17 protein-coding genes and 4 tRNA genes are annotated in these 17,264 nt (G+C 59.7%); 11 read left to right on the top strand and 10 right to left on the bottom strand.

What is annotated here, in order from left to right:
* Positions 1 to 88: 88 nt before the first annotated feature.
* Both cysE and C5L12_RS13130 read right to left on the bottom strand, forming a co-directional pair.
* Positions 89 to 913 (bottom strand): serine O-acetyltransferase, encoded by an 825-nt coding sequence (gene cysE, locus C5L12_RS13135; protein WP_105372496.1) that lies wholly within the window; start codon positions 911 to 913, stop codon positions 89 to 91.
* A 127-nt stretch (positions 914 to 1,040) separates the two neighbouring features.
* Positions 1,041 to 1,826 carry an alpha/beta fold hydrolase gene (locus C5L12_RS13130; protein WP_105372611.1) on the bottom strand — a complete coding sequence of 262 codons (786 nt, stop codon included), beginning with the start codon at positions 1,824 to 1,826 and terminating at the stop codon, positions 1,041 to 1,043.
* Between the two features lie 168 nt (positions 1,827 to 1,994).
* Here C5L12_RS13130 and C5L12_RS13125 point away from each other — a divergent pair, with 168 nt between their 5' ends.
* The gene (locus C5L12_RS13125; protein ID WP_105372495.1) at positions 1,995 to 2,240 is read left to right on the top strand and encodes a zinc-finger domain-containing protein; all 246 of its coding nucleotides are present in this window, start codon (positions 1,995 to 1,997) and stop codon (positions 2,238 to 2,240) included.
* Positions 2,241 to 2,256: 16 nt separating this feature from the next.
* Positions 2,257 to 3,420, top strand: coding sequence for an FAD-dependent monooxygenase (locus C5L12_RS13120; RefSeq protein WP_105372494.1), 1,164 nt, complete (start codon positions 2,257 to 2,259; stop codon positions 3,418 to 3,420).
* Here the strand turns inward: C5L12_RS13120 and C5L12_RS13115 are convergent, their stop codons facing one another.
* Entirely contained in the window at positions 3,421 to 4,611 is a 1,191-nt protein-coding gene (locus C5L12_RS13115; RefSeq protein ID WP_105372610.1) for a cystathionine beta-lyase, read from the bottom strand.
* Between the two features lie 364 nt (positions 4,612 to 4,975).
* Between C5L12_RS13115 and C5L12_RS13110 the strand changes: the two genes are divergently transcribed.
* The 4 genes from C5L12_RS13110 to C5L12_RS13095 all read left to right on the top strand — a co-directional run bounded on the left by C5L12_RS13110 (position 4,976) and on the right by C5L12_RS13095 (position 9,258).
* On the top strand, positions 4,976 to 5,998 hold the full coding sequence (locus tag C5L12_RS13110; RefSeq protein ID WP_105372493.1) for an amino acid ABC transporter substrate-binding protein: 1,023 nt from the start codon (positions 4,976 to 4,978) through the stop codon (positions 5,996 to 5,998).
* A 99-nt stretch (positions 5,999 to 6,097) separates the two neighbouring features.
* Positions 6,098 to 7,291, top strand: coding sequence for an amino acid ABC transporter permease (locus C5L12_RS13105; RefSeq protein ID WP_105372492.1), 1,194 nt, complete (start codon positions 6,098 to 6,100; stop codon positions 7,289 to 7,291).
* A gap of 4 nt (positions 7,292 to 7,295) precedes the next feature.
* Positions 7,296 to 8,453, top strand: coding sequence for an amino acid ABC transporter permease (locus C5L12_RS13100; RefSeq protein WP_105372491.1), 1,158 nt, complete (start codon positions 7,296 to 7,298; stop codon positions 8,451 to 8,453).
* Positions 8,454 to 8,484: 31 nt separating this feature from the next.
* A complete protein-coding gene (locus C5L12_RS13095) occupies positions 8,485 to 9,258 on the top strand; it encodes an amino acid ABC transporter ATP-binding protein (protein ID WP_105372490.1) in 774 nt (257 codons plus the stop codon).
* A 51-nt stretch (positions 9,259 to 9,309) separates the two neighbouring features.
* Here the strand turns inward: C5L12_RS13095 and C5L12_RS13090 are convergent, their stop codons facing one another.
* A complete protein-coding gene (locus C5L12_RS13090) occupies positions 9,310 to 9,966 on the bottom strand; it encodes a hypothetical protein (protein ID WP_157949045.1) in 657 nt (218 codons plus the stop codon).
* Positions 9,967 to 10,399: 433 nt separating this feature from the next.
* On the opposite strand from C5L12_RS13090, the gene C5L12_RS13085 reads away from it, so the two are divergent.
* The gene (locus C5L12_RS13085; protein WP_105372488.1) at positions 10,400 to 11,542 is read left to right on the top strand and encodes a glycosyltransferase; all 1,143 of its coding nucleotides are present in this window, start codon (positions 10,400 to 10,402) and stop codon (positions 11,540 to 11,542) included.
* 318 nt (positions 11,543 to 11,860) lie between these two features.
* Here the strand turns inward: C5L12_RS13085 and C5L12_RS13075 are convergent.
* From C5L12_RS13075 to C5L12_RS13055, 5 genes are all read right to left on the bottom strand, one after another.
* Positions 11,861 to 11,937 (bottom strand) — tRNA-Arg (locus tag C5L12_RS13075).
* 44 nt (positions 11,938 to 11,981) lie between these two features.
* The gene (locus C5L12_RS13070) at positions 11,982 to 12,287 is read right to left on the bottom strand and encodes an ETC complex I subunit (RefSeq protein WP_105372486.1); all 306 of its coding nucleotides are present in this window, start codon (positions 12,285 to 12,287) and stop codon (positions 11,982 to 11,984) included.
* Positions 12,288 to 12,338: 51 nt separating this feature from the next.
* Positions 12,339 to 12,415 (bottom strand) — tRNA-Pro (locus C5L12_RS13065).
* A gap of 97 nt (positions 12,416 to 12,512) precedes the next feature.
* Positions 12,513 to 12,989: a DUF192 domain-containing protein gene (locus C5L12_RS13060; protein WP_105372485.1), complete on the bottom strand. Its 477-nt coding sequence runs from the start codon at positions 12,987 to 12,989 to the stop codon at positions 12,513 to 12,515.
* Entirely contained in the window at positions 12,989 to 13,567 is a 579-nt protein-coding gene (locus tag C5L12_RS13055) for a cold-shock protein (protein ID WP_105372484.1), read from the bottom strand. Before C5L12_RS13055 ends, C5L12_RS13060 begins: the two co-directional genes overlap by 1 nt.
* A 198-nt stretch (positions 13,568 to 13,765) precedes the next feature.
* Here C5L12_RS13055 and gloA point away from each other — a divergent pair, with 198 nt between their 5' ends.
* From gloA to C5L12_RS13035, 4 genes are all read left to right on the top strand, one after another.
* Positions 13,766 to 14,206: a lactoylglutathione lyase gene (gloA, locus tag C5L12_RS13050; RefSeq protein WP_105372483.1), complete on the top strand. Its 441-nt coding sequence runs from the start codon at positions 13,766 to 13,768 to the stop codon at positions 14,204 to 14,206.
* 172 nt (positions 14,207 to 14,378) lie between these two features.
* Positions 14,379 to 14,930, top strand: coding sequence for a hypothetical protein (locus C5L12_RS13045; RefSeq protein WP_157949044.1), 552 nt, complete (start codon positions 14,379 to 14,381; stop codon positions 14,928 to 14,930).
* A gap of 124 nt (positions 14,931 to 15,054) precedes the next feature.
* A tRNA-Glu gene (locus C5L12_RS13040) sits at positions 15,055 to 15,129 on the top strand.
* A gap of 160 nt (positions 15,130 to 15,289) precedes the next feature.
* Positions 15,290 to 15,364 (top strand) — tRNA-Glu (locus C5L12_RS13035).
* A gap of 33 nt (positions 15,365 to 15,397) precedes the next feature.
* Here C5L12_RS13035 and recJ read toward each other — a convergent pair.
* Positions 15,398 to 17,230 carry a single-stranded-DNA-specific exonuclease RecJ gene (recJ, locus tag C5L12_RS13030; protein ID WP_105372481.1) on the bottom strand — a complete coding sequence of 611 codons (1,833 nt, stop codon included), beginning with the start codon at positions 17,228 to 17,230 and terminating at the stop codon, positions 15,398 to 15,400.
* Between the last annotated feature and the right edge of the window lie 34 nt (positions 17,231 to 17,264).

The raw sequence follows: 17,264 nt of genomic DNA, 5'->3' as shown, positions 1-17,264 counted from the left end.
GGCGCTTTTGACATGGGACAAAGGCGAAAGTAAAGCGGCCAGAACGTGTGGCCGCTCTTTCTGCTGTCGAGCAAGACGCTGGAACTCTTCAGATGTCGGCGCCCAGGAGCTGATCCATCAGGCGGGCCGGTTCGGAACACCCCGCTTCCCCGACCACCTTGGCCGGAACGCCGGCAACGGTGGACTTCGGCGGAACGGCCTTCAAGACCACCGAACCCGCAGCGACACGCGAGCAGGAGCCCACCTCGATATTGCCGAGGATCTTTGCCCCTGCTCCGATCAGCACGCCATTGCCGATCTTCGGGTGACGGTCTGCACCTTCCTTGCCGGTGCCGCCAAGCGTGACGCCATGCAGGATCGACACGTTGTCGCCGATCACGGCAGTCTCACCCACCACGAGGCCCGTCGCATGGTCCAGGAATATGCCCTTGCCGATGCGGGCAGCCGGATTGATATCCGTCTGGAAGATGCTCGACGACCTGCTCTGCAGATAGAGAGCGAAATCGCGACGACCGCGCTCGAAGAGCCAGTGCGCCAACCGATGCGTCTGGATCGCATGGAAGCCCTTGAAATAAAGCACCGGCTCGAGGAACCGCAGGCAAGCGGGGTCGCGGTCATAGACGGCCTGAATGTCGACACGTAAGATTGCGCCCCATTCCGGCCAGTCTTCAAGCATTTCCATGAAGGTCTGACGCAGAAGCACAGCCTGCAGATCCGGGTGATCGAGGCGCTCGCAGATACGGTGTACCACGCATTCTTCGAGAGAACGATGGTTCAGCACCGTGGAATAGAGAAAGGCAGCGAGCAGCGGATCCTGTTCGGCTGCCGTGCGCGCCTCTTCCCGCAGCGTATCCCAGATGGGATCCACCGTCGCGACCTGCTCCTTCTGGCGAGCTTCAGTTCTCGCGGCCATGGCCGTCTCCTCGTTCTATCGTCGGGCTCATTATATAGAATAACTTTACCGGAAGACCAACGGCCTCAAAATCGCATTCCGTTGATCGTTAGTATGAGGAAACCTGCGACCTTTCCCCAGGCGGAGATCATTTCTTTGAAAGCTCTCCATAAAAATCGAGTACCGCCTTCTTGAAGACCCGATCGCCGACGGCGAGCATATGATCGCGGCCAGGAATGTCGAGAGCCACGGCATGCGGCATAAGGGCCGCCAGTTGCTGCGGCGATCCCGCAATATCGTCGGTAGTGCCCACTCCGATCAATGTCGGCGCATCGATCTTGCCCATGTCGGCGCGGGAGACGAGGTCGCGTGAGCCGCGAATGCAGGCGGCAAGAGCTTCCCTGTTGCTTCTGGTCTGATCCGCGAAAGCGCGGAAGGTGCGGCCACGCGCATGGCTGACGTCATCGAGCGAAGGGGCAAGAAGGGCGTCGGCGATCGGGTCCCAATCCCCTACCCCGTCCGTCATGCCGATACCGAGACCACCTAGCACCAGCGAGCGGACTCGATGCGGATGGGCAAGCGCTGCGAAGACCGAGATCCGCGCTCCCATGGAATAACCAAACAGATGGGCTTCGGGAATGCGCAGGTGGTCGAGCAGCGCGATTGCGTCGTCCGCCATCACCCAGGGGCGATAGGCTTCCGGATCCATCGGCTTGTCGCTCGAACCGTGGCCACGGTTATCTATGGCAATCACTCGATAGCCTGCATCCCCCAGCGTCTTCAGCCAGCCCGGATGGACCCAATTGACCAGCGCGCTGGAGGCAAACCCATGAATGAGCAGGACCGGATCGCCCGAAGGATCACCCTCGTCGAAATAGGCGAGCTTCAGCCCGTTGTGGTGGAAAGAGGAAAAGGCTGGAGCATTGAGGTTCATCGAGGCATCCTTTTTTGGCGGAACATAGGCGATCCGCTCCGCGCTTTGAAGCCATGCATCAGGTGAAATCAGAAAGCCTGCGGCGGTTTTCCCACTACACATTTGGGATCGAGAACGATATTGTCCGCCGCAAATCAGACGCGCCTTCTGTTACGCATGGAGACTATCATGGCCGGGCACAGCATTCCCCATTTCCAGAACGACGGCGGACATCGCTTGGTCCAGATCGGCGTGAAGGAATTCATGTGCACCGGCGCATCCGTGCCGTTCGATCATCCGCATATCTTCATCGACATGGGCGACGACAACGAGAAAGTCTGCTCCTATTGCTCGACACTTTATCGCTATAATCCGTCGCTGAAGCCCGAACAGACGGATCCGCCGGGTTGCGTCTTCCACGTCAAGGCCGCCTGAGGCGCCGGCCCCGGGGATGCCAATCGAAAGGGTAGCAATCATCGGCGCCGGCGTGGCCGGGCTGACCGCTGCGCTGTCCTTCGCCCGCCACGGCATAGCCAGTGACATTTTCGAAGAAGCGTCCGAGCTGGTGGAAGTCGGCGCAGGCCTGCAGATTTCGCCGAATGCGTCCCGGGTTCTCGCCAGACTTGGCGTGCTTGCCTCGTTTGAAGCAATCTGGGCCGAACCGGAGCGGATCGCGCTGGTGTCGGGGACCTCGCTGAGGCCCCTAGCACATGTCCCCGTCGGCCGTTTTGCCCGCGAACGTTGGAGGGCGCCCTACGGCGTTCTCCATCGGGCAACGCTGCAGAAAGCCCTGCTTGCGGCGGTCGAACGAAACCCGCTCTGCACGCTCCATCTCGATGCGCCGGTCCGGGATGACGTCCATCGGGCATTGGCGGCGATGACGGACCGAGACTACCCGTTGATCGTCGGCGCGGACGGGGTCTGGTCCAATCTTCGCGGTGCTATTCCCGGCGCTCCGGAGCCGGATTTTTCGGGGAATATCGCCTGGCGTTTCACCATTGCCCGCAGCGACGTGCCCACGTGGCTGGCCGCCAATCAGGTGACCGCCTTTCTCGGGCCATCCACCCATCTCGTCGCCTATCCACTGAAGGAGATGGACGGCTTCAACATCGTCGCGATAGCCTCGGGCGTGACACCTGGCGAAACATGGGACGCGGAGGCAAGTGAGGCCCAGAGGCACATGCTGACTTCGCAGTTTTACCGTTGGGACCGACGTATCTCGGACCTGCTGAAACACGTTCCCAGCCCCACATTCTGGCCGCTCTACGAGGTCAGCGCTGGACGTTGGCACAATGGAAGGGACAAGGTGCTGATCGGCGATGCGGCGCATGCGATGATGCCGTTTGCGGCACAAGGCGCGGCCATGGCAATCGAGGATGCATTCGTGCTCGCAAATCGCGTCGCGAGCACCCTTACCCTCAGCGAGGCACTGGCGGCGTTTGAGGGCGTGCGGAGGGAACGGGCTGCGAAGGTTCGCGCCCGCGGCCTGTTCAACCGCTTCGCCTATCATGCGCGCGGCCCCATCCGGCTGGGGCGGGACATCGTCTTATCCCTGCGTCCGCCGCAATCGCTCGCGGCGGATCTTGACTGGCTTTACGGCTTCACGGCCGAATGATCAGACGGTCGCCGCGGCTGCGGCGAAACCGGCCTCCAGGTCTTTTTTCAAATCTGCAACGTCTTCAAGCCCGATCTGCAGGCGGATTACCGGGCCTTCCGGCGGCGCCGTACGGATAGTGCGGTCGGAGAGATTGACCGCGACGGCGAGGCTTTCGTAACCTCCCCAGGAATAGCCGAGACCGAAGAAGGAAAGCGCATCCAGGAAGGCATGCGCCTTCGCCCTGGCCTTATCGGTTTCCGCCTTCAGAACGAAAGAAAAGACGCCGCTCGCGCCCTTGAAGTCACGCTTCCAGATGTCGTGCCCCGGGAAACTCGGCAAGGCCGGATGCAGGACGCGGAAGACATCGTCGCGAGTCTCCAGCCATCTTGCGATGTCGAGAGCGCTTTTCTGATGATGTTCGAGGCGGATGCCCATGGTGCGCAGACCGCGCAGGATCATGTAGGAATCATCCGGCGCCCCACAGATGCCGAGGGTTATGCGTGCCTCTTCAAGCTTCGGCCAGTGTTTGGCATTCGCGGAAACCGAGCCCATGATGATGTCCGAATGTCCGGATGGGTATTTGGTCGTCGCGTGGATGGATACGTCGACCCCGAAATCCAGGGGGCGAAAAAAGAGCGGGGTCGCCCAGGTATTGTCCATGGTGACGACGCAGTGATGCTTGTGCGCCACATCCGCGATTGCCCGGATATCCTGCATCTCGAAGGTATTTGAACCAGGTGCCTCTGTGTGGACCAGTCTCGTGTTGGGCTTGATCAACGCCTCGATGCCGGCGCCGATTTCCGGGTCGTAATATTCGATCTCCACGCCCAGCCGCGTCAGCATCGTGTTGCAGAAATTGCGGCACGGCGTGTAAACCGAATCGACGATCAGAGCGTGATCGCCAGCAGAAAGATAAGCCAGGAACGGCACGGAGATTGCGGCCAGACCCGACGGGACGAGAATGGTGCCTGCCGACCCCTCCAGTTCGTCAAGAGCCTCGCAGAGGGCATCGGTCGTCGGTGTCCCGCGGGTCCCGTAAGTATATTTTTGAGAGCGCTTCTCCATGGTCGCGGAGTCGGGAAACAGGACCGTCGAGGCGTGCACAACGGGCGGATTGACGAAGCCATGGTATCCCAAGGGATCATGGCCCAGATGGGCGAGGCGCGTGTTGGCGCCAGCGCCGTTGAGCAGGGTTTCTTTCTTCTTCATATCCGGGAATGCTTTCGGTTGGCGATAGAGGCGCAGAGTTTTGCCGCCGGAACAATGCCCGGTCAACCCCGCTTTCGGCCCCCCCAAACCGCCGGGTCAAGATTCTGGCGTTGGGGAGCGGCGCTTGCGTTTTGATCAAAGGCTGCTCAAACTTTGGGTATCTGATCGTTTAGCGGGCCGAGTTAACGAATTTACCTTATTTCGGACGCAATTCGAAACTGCGACACTTGACCCTGCGTTGTTTTGCGAATGAGATAGGAAAGTCCGCACCGGGAGGTTGGCGGACGACCCGCCGTATTCGAAGGAATCGGGGAGCGGCGCGGTGTCACCAAATCACAAAGCCACAGATAAAAAGGTTGGGAAAATGAAAAAGACGCTTCTGTCAGCCGCTATTGGCGCAGCGGTCCTGGGGTTTGCCTCTGCTGCATCGGCTGCCACATTGGACAACGTGAAGGCCAAGGGTTTCGTCCAGTGCGGCGTCAACACCGGTCTTGCCGGTTTTGCCGCTCCGGATTCGGCTGGTAACTGGACTGGCTTCGACGTCGATTATTGCAAGGCTGTCGCAGCTGCGGTCTTCGGCGATGCCAGCAAGGTCAAGTACACGCCGACCACCGCGCAGAGCCGATTCACCGCGCTCCAGTCCGGCGAAGTCGACCTCCTTGCCCGTAACACCACCTGGACCATCAGCCGCGACACCTCGCTCGGCTTGAACTTCCGCTACGTTAACTACTATGACGGCCAAGGCTTCATGATTCCGAAGAGCCTGAACGTGAAGTCGGCGCTTGAACTCTCCGGCGCAGCGGTATGCGTCCAGTCCGGCACCACGACGGAACTCAACCTTGCCGACTACTTCAAGTCCAACAATCTGCAGTACAACCCGGTTGTCTTCGAAAAGCTCGAAGAAGTGAACGCCGCCTATCAGGCAGGCCGTTGCGACGTCTACACGACCGACCAGTCGGGCCTCTACTCGCTGCGCCTGTCGCTTTCCAACCCGGACGACCACATCATTCTGCCGGAAATCATCTCCAAGGAGCCGCTCGGCCCGGCCGTCCGTCAGGGCGATGACCAGTGGTTCGACATCGTCACCTGGGCAGGTTACGCAATGGTGCAGGCCGAAGACTTCGGCATCACCCAGAAGAACCTCGAAGAGATGAAAAACTCGACCAACCCGGATATCCGCCGCTTCCTGGGCGTCGAAAAGGACACCAAGATCGGTACCGACCTCGGTCTCACCAATGAATGGGCCTACAATATCATCAAGAACGTCGGGAACTACGGCGAAGTGTTCGAACGCAACATCGGCGCAAACACACCTCTCAAGATCCAGCGCGGCCTGAACGCCCTGTGGTCGAAGGGTGGCTTGCAATACGCACCGCCGGTGCGCTAATCGCACATGCGAAATCGGGTAAGGCGGCAAAAGCTGCCTTACCCTCAATAACAAAAATATAAAAAAGGCCTAAAACAGGCCGCAGGGGAAAAGGCCAGCATGACAGATCACGCTGTAATTGCGTCTACGGAGGCTCGTACGCTGAGGTCTTATGCGTATGACCCGAAGTTTCGCGGTATTTTCTACCAGGTACTCACTCTCCTTATCGTCCTGGTGGTCGGCTGGTGGATCTTTGATAACACCACCGAAAATCTTGCCCGTTCCGGAACGGCGTCCGGTTACGGCTTCCTGAGAGGTCGAGCCGGATTCGATATCGGCCAGTCGCTCATCGCCTATACGAGCGATTCCACGTATGGACGCGCGATCGTTGTCGGCTTTCTGAACACGATGCTTGTGGCCATTCTCGGCATCTTCACGGCAACCGTCGTCGGCTTCATCATCGGTCTCGGTCGTCTGTCGCGGAATTGGCTCATTGCAAAGCTCTGCACGCTCTATGTCGAGATCTTTCGCAACATCCCGGTGCTGCTGATCATCTTCTTCTGGTACAAGGGGGTGCTGGATTCGCTGCCGCAGGTGCGGGATTCGATTGCGCTGCCCTTCAACATCTTTCTCAACAATCGCGGTCTCGCATTTCCGAATCCGATCTGGGGAGAAGGCGCTTGGCTGATCCCCGTCGCTTTCCTGGTCGGGGTCGTCGCGACCATCGTCGTCGCCAGGTGGGCCAGGCAGCGTCAGGCGGCGACCGGCAAGCAGTTCCATACGATCTGGACGGGCACCGGCCTCATCATCGGATTGCCGATCCTTGCATTTCTGATCATGGGCGCTCCGCTCACGTTCGATTCCCCGATCGCCGGCCGCTTCAACATGACAGGGGGCGCGCGCATCCTGCCGGAATTCGTCGCACTCTATGTGGCGCTTTCGCTTTATACGGCATCCTTCATCGCGGAAGTGATCCGCGCCGGCATCCGGGGCGTGGCCAAGGGACAGAGTGAGGCTGCCTTTGCGCTCGGTCTCCAGCCTTCGCATACGACACGGCTCGTCGTTGTGCCGCAGGCCATGCGTATCATTATTCCACCGCTCACCAGCCAGTATCTCAACCTGACGAAGAACTCATCGCTGGGCGTTGCTATCGGTTTTCCCGAGCTCTTTTCCACGACCAGTACGACGCTCAACCAGACGGGTCAGGCAGTGGAGGCGATCTCCATCATGCTGACGGTCTATCTGGCCATCAGCATCGCGACATCGATCTTCATGAACTGGTTCAATGCCAAGATGGCGCTGGTGGAAAGATAAGCTCATGAATACCCAAAACCTCTCTTATGTCCGCAGCGACATGCTGAATGCCCAGCCCGCCCCAATCAGCACCAGGACAGTCAGCGGCTGGGTCCGTACCAATCTTCTCGCCACGCCAAAGGACACAGTGCTGACGCTTTTGGCCGTCGTCCTGTTGATCTGGGCACTGCCCGGCATATTGGACTGGCTCTTCTTCAACGCCGTGTGGTCCGGTAGTGATCGCAGCGCCTGCACCACCGTCGCGCAGGGCGGCATACAGCCGGAGGGCTGGAAGGGCGCCTGCTGGGCGTTTGTGGGCGACCGGTTCCAGCAGTTCATGTTCGGCCGGTATCCGCTGGACGAGCGCTGGCGGCCAATGCTCGTTGCCGCACTCTTCGTTGTGCTGCTCGTGCCTCTACTGGTTCCCAAACTGCCGCGCAAAGGACTTACCGCCCTCCTCTTCTTCGTCGTTTTCCCGGTTGTCGCCTTCTTCCTGCTGCATGGCGGCGTCCTCGGTCTCGAGGAAGTGGAGACCCCGCTCTGGGGCGGCTTGATGGTGACGCTCATTCTCTCCTTCGTCGGCATCGCTGTCTCTCTGCCCGTTGGCATCCTGCTTGCTCTCGGGCGCCGGTCGAAAATGCCTGTCATCCGGATGCTGTGCGTCGGCTTCATCGAAATCATCCGCGGTGTGCCGCTGATCAGCGTTCTCTTCATGGCGAACGTGATGCTGCCGCTCTTCCTGCCGACAGGCTGGACGATCGACAACTTTCTCCGTGCCTTGGTGGGGGTCGCGATCTTTGCGTCGGCCTATATGGCCGAAGTCATCCGCGGCGGTCTCCAGGCAATTCCCAAAGGCCAGACAGAAGGTTCCGAATCCCTCGGCCTCAGCTATTGGCAGACGATGCGCCTGGTCATCCTGCCGCAGGCGATCAAGCTGGTTATCCCGGGCATCGTCAACACCTTCATCGGCCTCTTCAAGGATACCTCGCTCGTGTCGATCATCGGCATGTTCGATCTGCTCGGCATCGTGCGGCTCAACTTCACCGACACGACCTGGATCACGCCGGTGACGCCGATTACCGGACTCATCTTCGCAGGCTTCATCTTCTGGCTGTTCTGCTTCGGCATGTCGCGCTATTCCGCATTCATGGAACGGCACCTCGACACGAGCCACAAGCGCTAAACGCCGCAAAACGATAACAAAGGGGAAGAAAATGGCTGACGCCCAACCCAAGAAACTGACTGTCTCCGCCACCGACGTCGCCGTGGAGATCGTTGGCATGAACAAATGGTATGGCGACTTCCACGTGCTGCGCGATATCAACCTGAAGGTGATGAAGGGCGAGCGCATCGTCATCGCCGGGCCTTCCGGCTCCGGCAAATCGACGATGATCCGTTGCATCAACCGTCTTGAGGAGCATCAGGCCGGCACGATCATCGTCGATGGAATCGAGCTGACCAACGACCTGAAGAAGATCGACGAAGTGCGCCGAGAAGTCGGCATGGTGTTCCAGCACTTCAACCTCTTCCCGCATCTGACCATCCTGGAAAACTGCACGCTTGCGCCCATCTGGGTCCGTAAGATGCCGAAGAAACAGGCCGAAGAAATCGCGATGCATTACCTGAAGCGCGTGAAGATCCCGGAACAGGCCAACAAATATCCGGGCCAGCTTTCCGGCGGTCAGCAGCAGCGCGTGGCGATTGCCCGCTCGTTGTGCATGAAGCCGAAGATCATGCTGTTCGACGAACCGACCTCTGCGCTCGATCCTGAAATGGTCAAGGAAGTGCTGGATACGATGGTAAGCCTTGCCGAAGAAGGCATGACCATGCTCTGCGTCACCCATGAAATGGGCTTTGCCCGCCAAGTGGCCAATCGGGTCATCTTCATGGACCAGGGCCAGATCGTCGAACAGAACTCGCCGGCGGAATTCTTCGACAATCCGCAGCATGAGCGCACCAAGCTCTTCCTCAGCCAGATCCTGCATTGAGCAACGGGCAAACTGCGGTTTTCCAAGGGGCGCCAGACGCCCCTTTTCATTTTACCACCTGAAGAAATAGCGAGCCTTGATACTCGCCGCGGGTTCTGCGGAGTCCGATGACCGGTCGATCGAGCCGCTCACCGTCATCCGCGTGCCGAGCTTCTTTTCCATGACCACCCCGGCAGTCACCGTCCTGAAGCCATCGCGGCCGGTAGCACGGCCGATCAGCGCGGTGCCGCTTGCGGCATGCGAAAGCCGCACCGACTGGCTGGCGTCGAGGCCCCGCCACTCGCCCGAAGCGCCGTCATAATGAACGCCGTAGCTGCTGCGCCTCTCGATATCGATCTGGGGCGTCGCAATTTCCTTGTCGTAATAGTTCATGGTGATCCCGGCGCTGCCTGTATTGCCGTCGAGATCGACACCGATGTCGCGACCGAACTGGCCCGCCGGGGTCTTGATTTTCTCGGCGGTAAAATTGCTCCAGAATCTGAGGGGCATATCGACCGGTGCTCCGCTGCTTGTGGTATTGACGCCCATGGAAACACCAGCCTCGGTCTCGATCCGGGTGGGCAGTTTAAGGCCGAGCTTGACCGAATAGCTCGTATTGGAGGTTTTGGAAGGCTTCCAGATCAGCGGCTTGTCGTCCGCAAAACCCGGACCAGGTACAAAGACAGCCACAAAGACGCATACCGCCGCGGCATATGACATCCTATTCATGCGATCCCCGCTAAAAGCGTAAAAAACGATGCGAAGCGTGCGAGCAACCATCAGGTCGCCCGGACAAAAGTGATTTGAAGTGTATTGGAAGCGCGTCCGCGACCCTTGGGCCGGCGTTGCACCAATTTGCCCTCCGCTCACCAAATCATGGCGGAGCCGACCTATCCGAAGATACGAAACAATGCGGCTATTCCGAATCCGCAGTATGGCAAGACTGGGATTTTGAAGACGCTGTTCTTCGGGCCAGCGCCTCCATTGAGCCCGACATTCGGATACTACATCCGGCAAGGACGTTCAAAACAGCTGGCGAACCGGCGCCTACGCCGTCATCCACCTGTCACATGACGATGCTGTGTTGATAATCGGACGCTGAATCGAGGCCTTACCGGAGCTGCGGCCAGAAATAGCGTTCGGGGCCATCGGGATCATAGTCATGGAATATTACTTCGCCTTCGCCGCAGCAGCCCTCCTGCTTGTCAACCTGATCAGCCTAGCCATAGCAATGTGGAGGTTGTCGCCCCGCGGCACACCGGCTCCCAGCATCTCAGATCGGCCGGCTGTTTCGATCGTCATCCCCGTCCGCGGCGTCGAAAACTTCACGGCATTGACCCTGGCGCGCGCCTTTGAGCTCGACTGGCCCCATTACCAGTTGATCTTCTGTGTTGCCGAGGAGAGGGATCCGGTTGTCGGCAGGATCGAAGAAGCAATGGCTGCCCATCCCGAGATTGCTTCCCGCATTCTGGCGGGCGATGACCGCATAAGCGCCAATCCGAAGCTGAACAACTGCGTCAAGGGATGGCGGGCCGCCGAAAACGACTGGGTCATTCTGACCGACTCCAATGTGCTCATGCCCGCCGACTACGTGGAGCATCTGATATCCGCCTGGAGGGATGATACCGGCCTGGTCTGCTCCACGCCGCTCGGCTCCCGGCCAGCCGGATTTTGGGCCGAGACCGAATGCGCCTTTCTCAATGGTCATCAGGCGCGCTGGCAATATGCCGGCGAGGCTCTCGGCTTCGGTTTTGCCCAGGGAAAAAGCATGCTCTGGTACAAGCCGATGCTCGATGCAGCAGGGGGAATCGAAGCGCTGGCCGCGGAAATCGCCGAGGACGCAGCCGCCACGAAGCTCGTCAACAGGCTGGGACGCAAGGTGCATCTCGTTTCCTCGCCGTTCGAGCAACCGCTCGGCCGGCGCGACCTTAGAGAAATCTGGGCGCGGCAGAGCCGCTGGGCGAGGCTTCGCCGTGTGACCTTCCCGATCTATTTTGCTCCCGAGATATTGCTCGGCGGCGTACCGCCGCTCACGCTGGGAGTTCTGGCCGCCCTGACCGCGGACATCAGCCCGGTCGCGCCGGCAGCAGCGATTCTCCTCATTGCCTATCTTCCGGAGCTGGGCTTGGCATTTGCCAAAAACTGGCCCGTGTCATTTCGACTGTGCCTCGCCATGATCGTACGCGACCTCCTGATGCCTGCCATCTGGCTCAGAAGCTGGATCGGCGGATCGTTCGAATGGCGAGGCAATACGATGACAATCGGCACGGAGAGCAGCGAATTGAACGAGCCATCCGTGGCATGAGCCGCGTATAACGCTCATCCTACCGGGCGAGTGAGTTCTCTAATCAGGCTTATGTAGAGATTAATTGCGCGCTCGATCTCGCCAATGAGATCCTCGTTTGAGCCAGCTTCGGTCCAGAATCCGGTATCCCGCAGCCACTCCTTATCCTCCCGCAAGCGAGCGATCGTTTCCTCGTGGCGTCTGATTCTCTCTTCAGGGACCATAGCGCTCTCCGTTATTGAAGAGACGATAGGGCCGAAGAACCGGCGGACAAGAGGTCGTCAGCCATGTCATAGGTACATTCTGTCACCTATGGCTCCGGTATGGAAAAAAGATAGGTGGCGACCCCTGCAGGACTCGAACCTGCGACCTACTGCTTAGAAGGCAGTTGCTCTATCCAGTTGAGCTAAGGGGCCAATCGATGTCCTGGCTGCCGGCACTGGATCGACCAGCGGCAGGATCAATGGGTCCAGGGCTGGAGACGGTTGAAGCGGAAATTGTCCGTGTAGGAGACGATCTGCCTGGCGGCTTCCTTCGGCTTGATGATGCGGTAAGGAATGCCTTCACGCTTTGCATAAGCCTCAGCCTGTTCCTGGCTCTCGAAGGTCAGGCGCACCTGCTGCTTCATATCTCCGGAAGAGGTATAGCCCAGAATGGGGTCGATTCGGCGCGGCTGTTCCTGGTCGAATTCCAACACCCAGAGATGGGTCTTGGCCTTGCCGGATTGCATGGCGGTTTTTGCCGGGCGATAAATCTTGGCAGACATTCCTGAAACGCTCCATGGACCGGACCGTATGTGGAGCCTCGCCTGAAAGCGTGGTCGGAGTGGAGAGATTCGAACTCCCGACCCTCTGGTCCCAAACCAGATGCGCTACCAGACTGCGCTACACTCCGTTCTACGTTGGTTGCGAGATACACGGTTCCCATTTGTGCCGCAACACCAAAAATAGATAAGTTCGCCTAGCCAAACAGAAAAGATGCGGAGAAATCGCTAACGGTTGCCGATGCGCCGGCTGATGACCTTGTCGCCGACCTTGATGCCGAGGGATCGCGCACGACCGCCATTCAGTTCCAGCACGAATTTCACCGGCCCGCGCGAATCGATGACATCGCGCGCATAGGGAACGGCGTTTTCTCGAATATGGGAGATGGTGCCGTCGCCCTGAATGAACAGCATGTCGAGCGGCAGGATGGTATTCTCCATCCACATCGCAACCGGGCGGGCCTCGCCGAAATCGAACAACATGCCGTGGTCCGGAGGCATGGTCTTGCGGAACATCAGGCCCTGCGCGCGCTGTGCATCCGTTACGGCAAGCTCCACCGAGAATTCATGGGTCTTACCGGCGGCCGTTCTGATCGACAGTTCATCGCGAGAAAACGAGACTTCCTGCGCCATAACCATGGTCGCAAGGAGCAGAAAAAGCGCCCCAAGGGCGCTTTTGAACAGGATCGGCAACGGCGAACGCATCAGTGCGACCGGCTCACGGGATTAGGATTGTCGGGGTGGATCTCGGCCGCCATCAACCCCTTGTCGCCGGGTCCGAAGCGCACCAGCACCACCTGCCCTGGGCGCAGCTCCGTCAGGCCGAAGCGGCGAAGCGTCTCCATGTGGACAAAAATATCCTCTGTCCCCTCGCCCCGCGTCAAAAAGCCGAAACCCTTGGTGCGATTGAACCATTTGACCAGTGCGCGTTCAAGGCCGCTGGTCGGCGTCACCTGCACATGGGTTCGGACCGGCGGAAGCTGGGAAGGGTGGACGGCCGTCGACTGATCCATGGAAAGGATACGGAAGGCCTGGTAGCCGCGATCCCGCTTCTGGATCATCGCCACGATCCGCGTACCCTCCAGGATCGTCTGGTATCCGTCACGCCTCAGGCACGTGACATGCAAGAGAACGTCCTGCATGCCATTGTCCGGAACGATGAAGCCGAACCCCTTGGCCACGTCGAACCATTTGACGACACCGGTGATCTCGATCAGCTCAACCGGCTCACCCGAAAGCTCCTCGAAACCGGCAACGCCCTTCGATGACATCCTGTCTGCCATATCCTTCCGGCCCCTCAGATTACGCGTTACGACATGACGGTTTTAACTGATTCTTAGCGAGTAGATTAACATCCCGCTAACCCTACAGCGCAAGCCCCCGTCTCGGCTTTATCCACCCTGATGTCTATTGAAGGTGGCTTGCTCCAGGCTGGCGTCTGCGCCATATCCCTTCGGTGTTTACCCGAGGGAGACGTCTTAATGCGCTATCTTCATACCATGGTTCGGGTCAAAGACCTGGATGCTTCGCTTCATTTCTACAAAACCGTATTCGGACTGGATGAAATCCGCCGCATCGAAAACGAGAAGGGCCGCTTCACGCTGGTCTTCCTCGCAGCCCGCGACGACGTTGACGCCGCCAAACAGAACCAGGCCCCTTGTCTCGAGCTCACCTACAACTGGGACACGGAGGATTATACAGGCGGACGCAATTTCGGTCACCTTGCCTATGAGGTCGACAATATCTACGACCTCTGCAAACATCTGCAGGACAGCGGCATCACCATCAACCGTCCCCCGCGTGAAGGCCGCATGGCCTTTATCCGTTCGCCCGACGGCATATCGATCGAACTTCTCCAGAAGGGCGAGAGCCTGCCCATCGCCGAACCCTGGGCATCGATGCCGAATACCGGCGCCTGGTAACAATCGTGGCGCGGCGCTCATGCCGCCGCGCCAGCCGAAATGCAAGCTTGTCCCAAGCTGACCTCGCGACGGCAACATGCCGTCGCGCCGCTTGCCCCCGTCCTGATTCGCAGAGATGCTCGAACATATGATTCGCGGCATGATGCGCGCGAAAGAGCCGATGGGGCAACCTTTGCCAACAACCAAATTTGCTTCAAACATCCGCTGGGCGATGCTGGCGGCAGCCACGTGCCTGGGTGCGCTGACGCTGGCCGGCTGCAACACGATGAAGAAAACCGCCGATGCCGATGGGCCGCAGGTTCAACCTGCCAGCCCGGCCAGCGCCAAGGGAATTCTCGCTAAGGGTGGCGCCACGGCCTCGAACCTTTATGTCGATCCGGCGATCTCCAGGGCGGCCAGTCAAGAGGCGCATACCGCCCAGTCCGCGCCAGAGGCTGCCACGGCCCTCCCGGGGGCCGAGGGCGCCTTTCCGCCGGCGCCCAGTCAACCAACCTCCATCGCAGGCCTCGTCACGCAGCCGACCGGGGTACGCGCCGGCAGCGGCACGATCTTTTCCACCAATCCGCCGGCACTCTCGACCGAACCATCTGCAAGCGGTCCCGTCCCAGCAGAACTGCCGAGGCGCAACTTCAACGCCGTGGCTTCCAGCGTCTACAGCATGCAGCAGCCGGCACCGGCGGCGGCTTGCAGCGCCGACGAACAAGGAAATTCGGTAAGCTGCTGATTCTTACGGTTTTTCGGAGAACGACCGAATCCGCAAGCAGCTGTCATTTTTTTGCGAAAAAGATGATTTTGGCGCTTGCGGGAAAGAAATCCCCTCTCTATAAGGGCGCCACCACGAAGCGCAGGCGCCCTTCGTCTATCGGTTAGGACACCAGATTTTCATTCTGGGAAGAGGGGTTCGACTCCCCTAGGGCGTGCCACTTCTTTTTCCCTAAGTCATTGTTATCTATGCATTCTGACCCGTCTCGCGGGTGCATTTTGCACACCATGGTTTTTCGCATTTGCGATGTGCAAAAACATGAAATTTGCGCTTGCGGGAAAGAAAACACCTCTCTATAAGGGCGCCACCACGAAGCGCAGGCGCCCTTCGTCTATCGGTTAGGACACCAGATTTTCATTCTGGGAAGAGGGGTTCGACTCCCCTAGGGCGTGCCACTTCCTTCTCTCCACAATCCGGAAGAATGCCTCTCAAGCAGCCTTCACTGCATCGAGAAGACGGAGCTGGATTCGACGATGGCCCTGCCAGTGATCCGCGCTAAGGCAACCGGCGGCGTGTATCTGCGATCCGCGGGAATTGAGGAGCATATTGCCAAGCGGCGTTTCGGCCGCGCGGAAGGCGATACCCTCCAGACGCGTCCCATCCGCCGCTTCCAGCGTCACCTTGATATGCGCCGTACCGACGAGACGCGCGTCCTTCAGTCTATGCGCCGGGATTGCGAAGATCGGCTGGGGATGGCCGGATCCATAGGGGCCTGCCTGTTCGAGAAGATCGAAGAGCTCCAATGTCGCGCCTGAGGCCGACAAGGCCCCGTCGATCTTCAGCACATGATTGGCAACCAACGAAGGCACGGCTTCACCGGCCGTCTCCTCGAAGAACGCCCGCAGGCGGCCGAGATTGACCCGCTCGACCGTCAGGCCTGCGGCCATGGCGTGACCGCCGCCCTTCATCAAGAGCCCGGCCTCGACTGCGGCCCGCACCATCCGGCCCATGTCGAAACCGTTGATCGAGCGGCCGGAACCCGTACCCTTGCCGGAGGGATCAAAGGCAATCGCGAAGGCTGGCCGCTTGAACTTTTCCTTCAGCCGCGCGGCGATCAGGCCGACGATACCGGGATGCCAGTTCTCACGCGCGGTGACGATGACGCAGGCGCCCTCGCCTGTCCCGTATTCCGCTAGTACCTCCGCTTCCGCTTCGGCCAGCATGGCCGCTTCCATGGCCTGCCGCTCGCGGTTCAGGTCGTCCAGCCTACCGGCGATCTCTTCTGCCTCGATCGCATCGTCGAGCGTCAGAAGCCGGCTTCCAAGCGCTGCATCGCCGATGCGTCCGCCCGCATTGATGCGCGGGCCGATCAGGAAGCCAAAATGATAGGGCGTCACCGGCCCGCCGAGCCCCGCCTTGCGAAAAAGTGCGGCAAGCCCTGCATTGTCCATGTGGCGCGCTGCGATCAAACCCTTGACCACATAGGCGCGGTTGAGCCCCTTCAGCGGCACCACATCGCAGACAGTGGCAAGTGCCACGATGTCCAGCCAGCCGAGCAGATCAAGCGATTTGGCACGAGAATCACCCAGTTGCCGCAAATGCCGAGCCGCCGCGACAAGCACCATGAAGACGACGCCCGCGGCGCAGAGATGCCCCTGGCCCGACAGGTCATCCTCGCGATTGGGATTAACGAGCGCGAGACAGGGCGGCAGCTCATGGCCGAGTTGATGGTGGTCGATGACGACGACGTCGCAGCCCTCTTCGCGCGCCGCGGCCAGTGCGTCGAAACTGGTGGAACCGCAATCGACCGTGACGATCAGTCCCGCGCCATTGGCGATCAGTTGGCGGATCGCTGCCGGATTCGGTCCGTAGCCCTCGAAAATGCGATCAGGAATATAGATCTCGGCCTCGACGCCGAAATGCTGCAGAAAGCGGTAAAGCAGCGCGGAGGACGCCGCACCGTCGACGTCGTAGTCTCCGAAGATCGCGACCTTCTGGCGCTTCGCGATCGCCTCGGCAATACGGCCAACCGCCTTTTCGCAATCAGTCAGCGTGTAGGGCTCGGGCATCAGCGAGCGGATAGTCGGGTCCAGGAACGCCGGTGCATCGTCGAGGGAAACGCCGCGTCCCGCCAGTACGCGAGCGACGAGGTCGGGAATGCCGTGGATCTGTGCGATGGCGAGGGCGCGGTTTTGCGCTGCCTGGTCGAGACGCGACATCCAGCGCTGGTCGCTTGCGGAGCGTTCGACGCCAAGGAATGCGCGCGGCACGGGATCAACCGTTTCCGCCGCCGAGGAAAGCGCGGAGATAAATCTGGTCATTGACCGCTTCTACCGCATTCCAACCGAAATCGGA

This window comes from Neorhizobium huautlense, from assembly GCF_002968575.1.
GTDB classification, from domain to species: domain Bacteria; phylum Pseudomonadota; class Alphaproteobacteria; order Rhizobiales; family Rhizobiaceae; genus Neorhizobium; species Neorhizobium huautlense.
Note: the sequence above shows the minus strand (reverse complement) of the source record. Positions and strands in the feature narration are given on the sequence as shown.

What these genes read in the sequence shown, in the direction of transcription:
- cysE (WP_105372496.1), bottom strand. Translation starts at nt 913, where the DNA reads ATGGCCGCGAGAACTGAAGCTCGCCAGAAGGAGCAGGTCGCGACGGTG.
- C5L12_RS13130 (WP_105372611.1), bottom strand. Translation starts at nt 1,826, where the DNA reads ATGAACCTCAATGCTCCAGCCTTTTCCTCTTTCCACCACAACGGGCTG.
- C5L12_RS13125 (WP_105372495.1), top strand. Translation starts at nt 1,995, where the DNA reads ATGGCCGGGCACAGCATTCCCCATTTCCAGAACGACGGCGGACATCGC.
- C5L12_RS13120 (WP_105372494.1), top strand. Translation starts at nt 2,257, where the DNA reads ATGCCAATCGAAAGGGTAGCAATCATCGGCGCCGGCGTGGCCGGGCTG.
- C5L12_RS13115 (WP_105372610.1), bottom strand. Translation starts at nt 4,611, where the DNA reads ATGAAGAAGAAAGAAACCCTGCTCAACGGCGCTGGCGCCAACACGCGC.
- C5L12_RS13110 (WP_105372493.1), top strand. Translation starts at nt 4,976, where the DNA reads ATGAAAAAGACGCTTCTGTCAGCCGCTATTGGCGCAGCGGTCCTGGGG.
- C5L12_RS13105 (WP_105372492.1), top strand. Translation starts at nt 6,098, where the DNA reads ATGACAGATCACGCTGTAATTGCGTCTACGGAGGCTCGTACGCTGAGG.
- C5L12_RS13100 (WP_105372491.1), top strand. Translation starts at nt 7,296, where the DNA reads ATGAATACCCAAAACCTCTCTTATGTCCGCAGCGACATGCTGAATGCC.
- C5L12_RS13095 (WP_105372490.1), top strand. Translation starts at nt 8,485, where the DNA reads ATGGCTGACGCCCAACCCAAGAAACTGACTGTCTCCGCCACCGACGTC.
- C5L12_RS13090 (WP_157949045.1), bottom strand. Translation starts at nt 9,966, where the DNA reads ATGAATAGGATGTCATATGCCGCGGCGGTATGCGTCTTTGTGGCTGTC.
- C5L12_RS13085 (WP_105372488.1), top strand. Translation starts at nt 10,400, where the DNA reads ATGGAATATTACTTCGCCTTCGCCGCAGCAGCCCTCCTGCTTGTCAAC.
- C5L12_RS13070 (WP_105372486.1), bottom strand. Translation starts at nt 12,287, where the DNA reads ATGTCTGCCAAGATTTATCGCCCGGCAAAAACCGCCATGCAATCCGGC.
- C5L12_RS13060 (WP_105372485.1), bottom strand. Translation starts at nt 12,989, where the DNA reads ATGCGTTCGCCGTTGCCGATCCTGTTCAAAAGCGCCCTTGGGGCGCTT.
- C5L12_RS13055 (WP_105372484.1), bottom strand. Translation starts at nt 13,567, where the DNA reads ATGGCAGACAGGATGTCATCGAAGGGCGTTGCCGGTTTCGAGGAGCTT.
- gloA (WP_105372483.1), top strand. Translation starts at nt 13,766, where the DNA reads ATGCGCTATCTTCATACCATGGTTCGGGTCAAAGACCTGGATGCTTCG.
- recJ (WP_105372481.1), bottom strand. Translation starts at nt 17,230, where the DNA reads ATGACCAGATTTATCTCCGCGCTTTCCTCGGCGGCGGAAACGGTTGAT.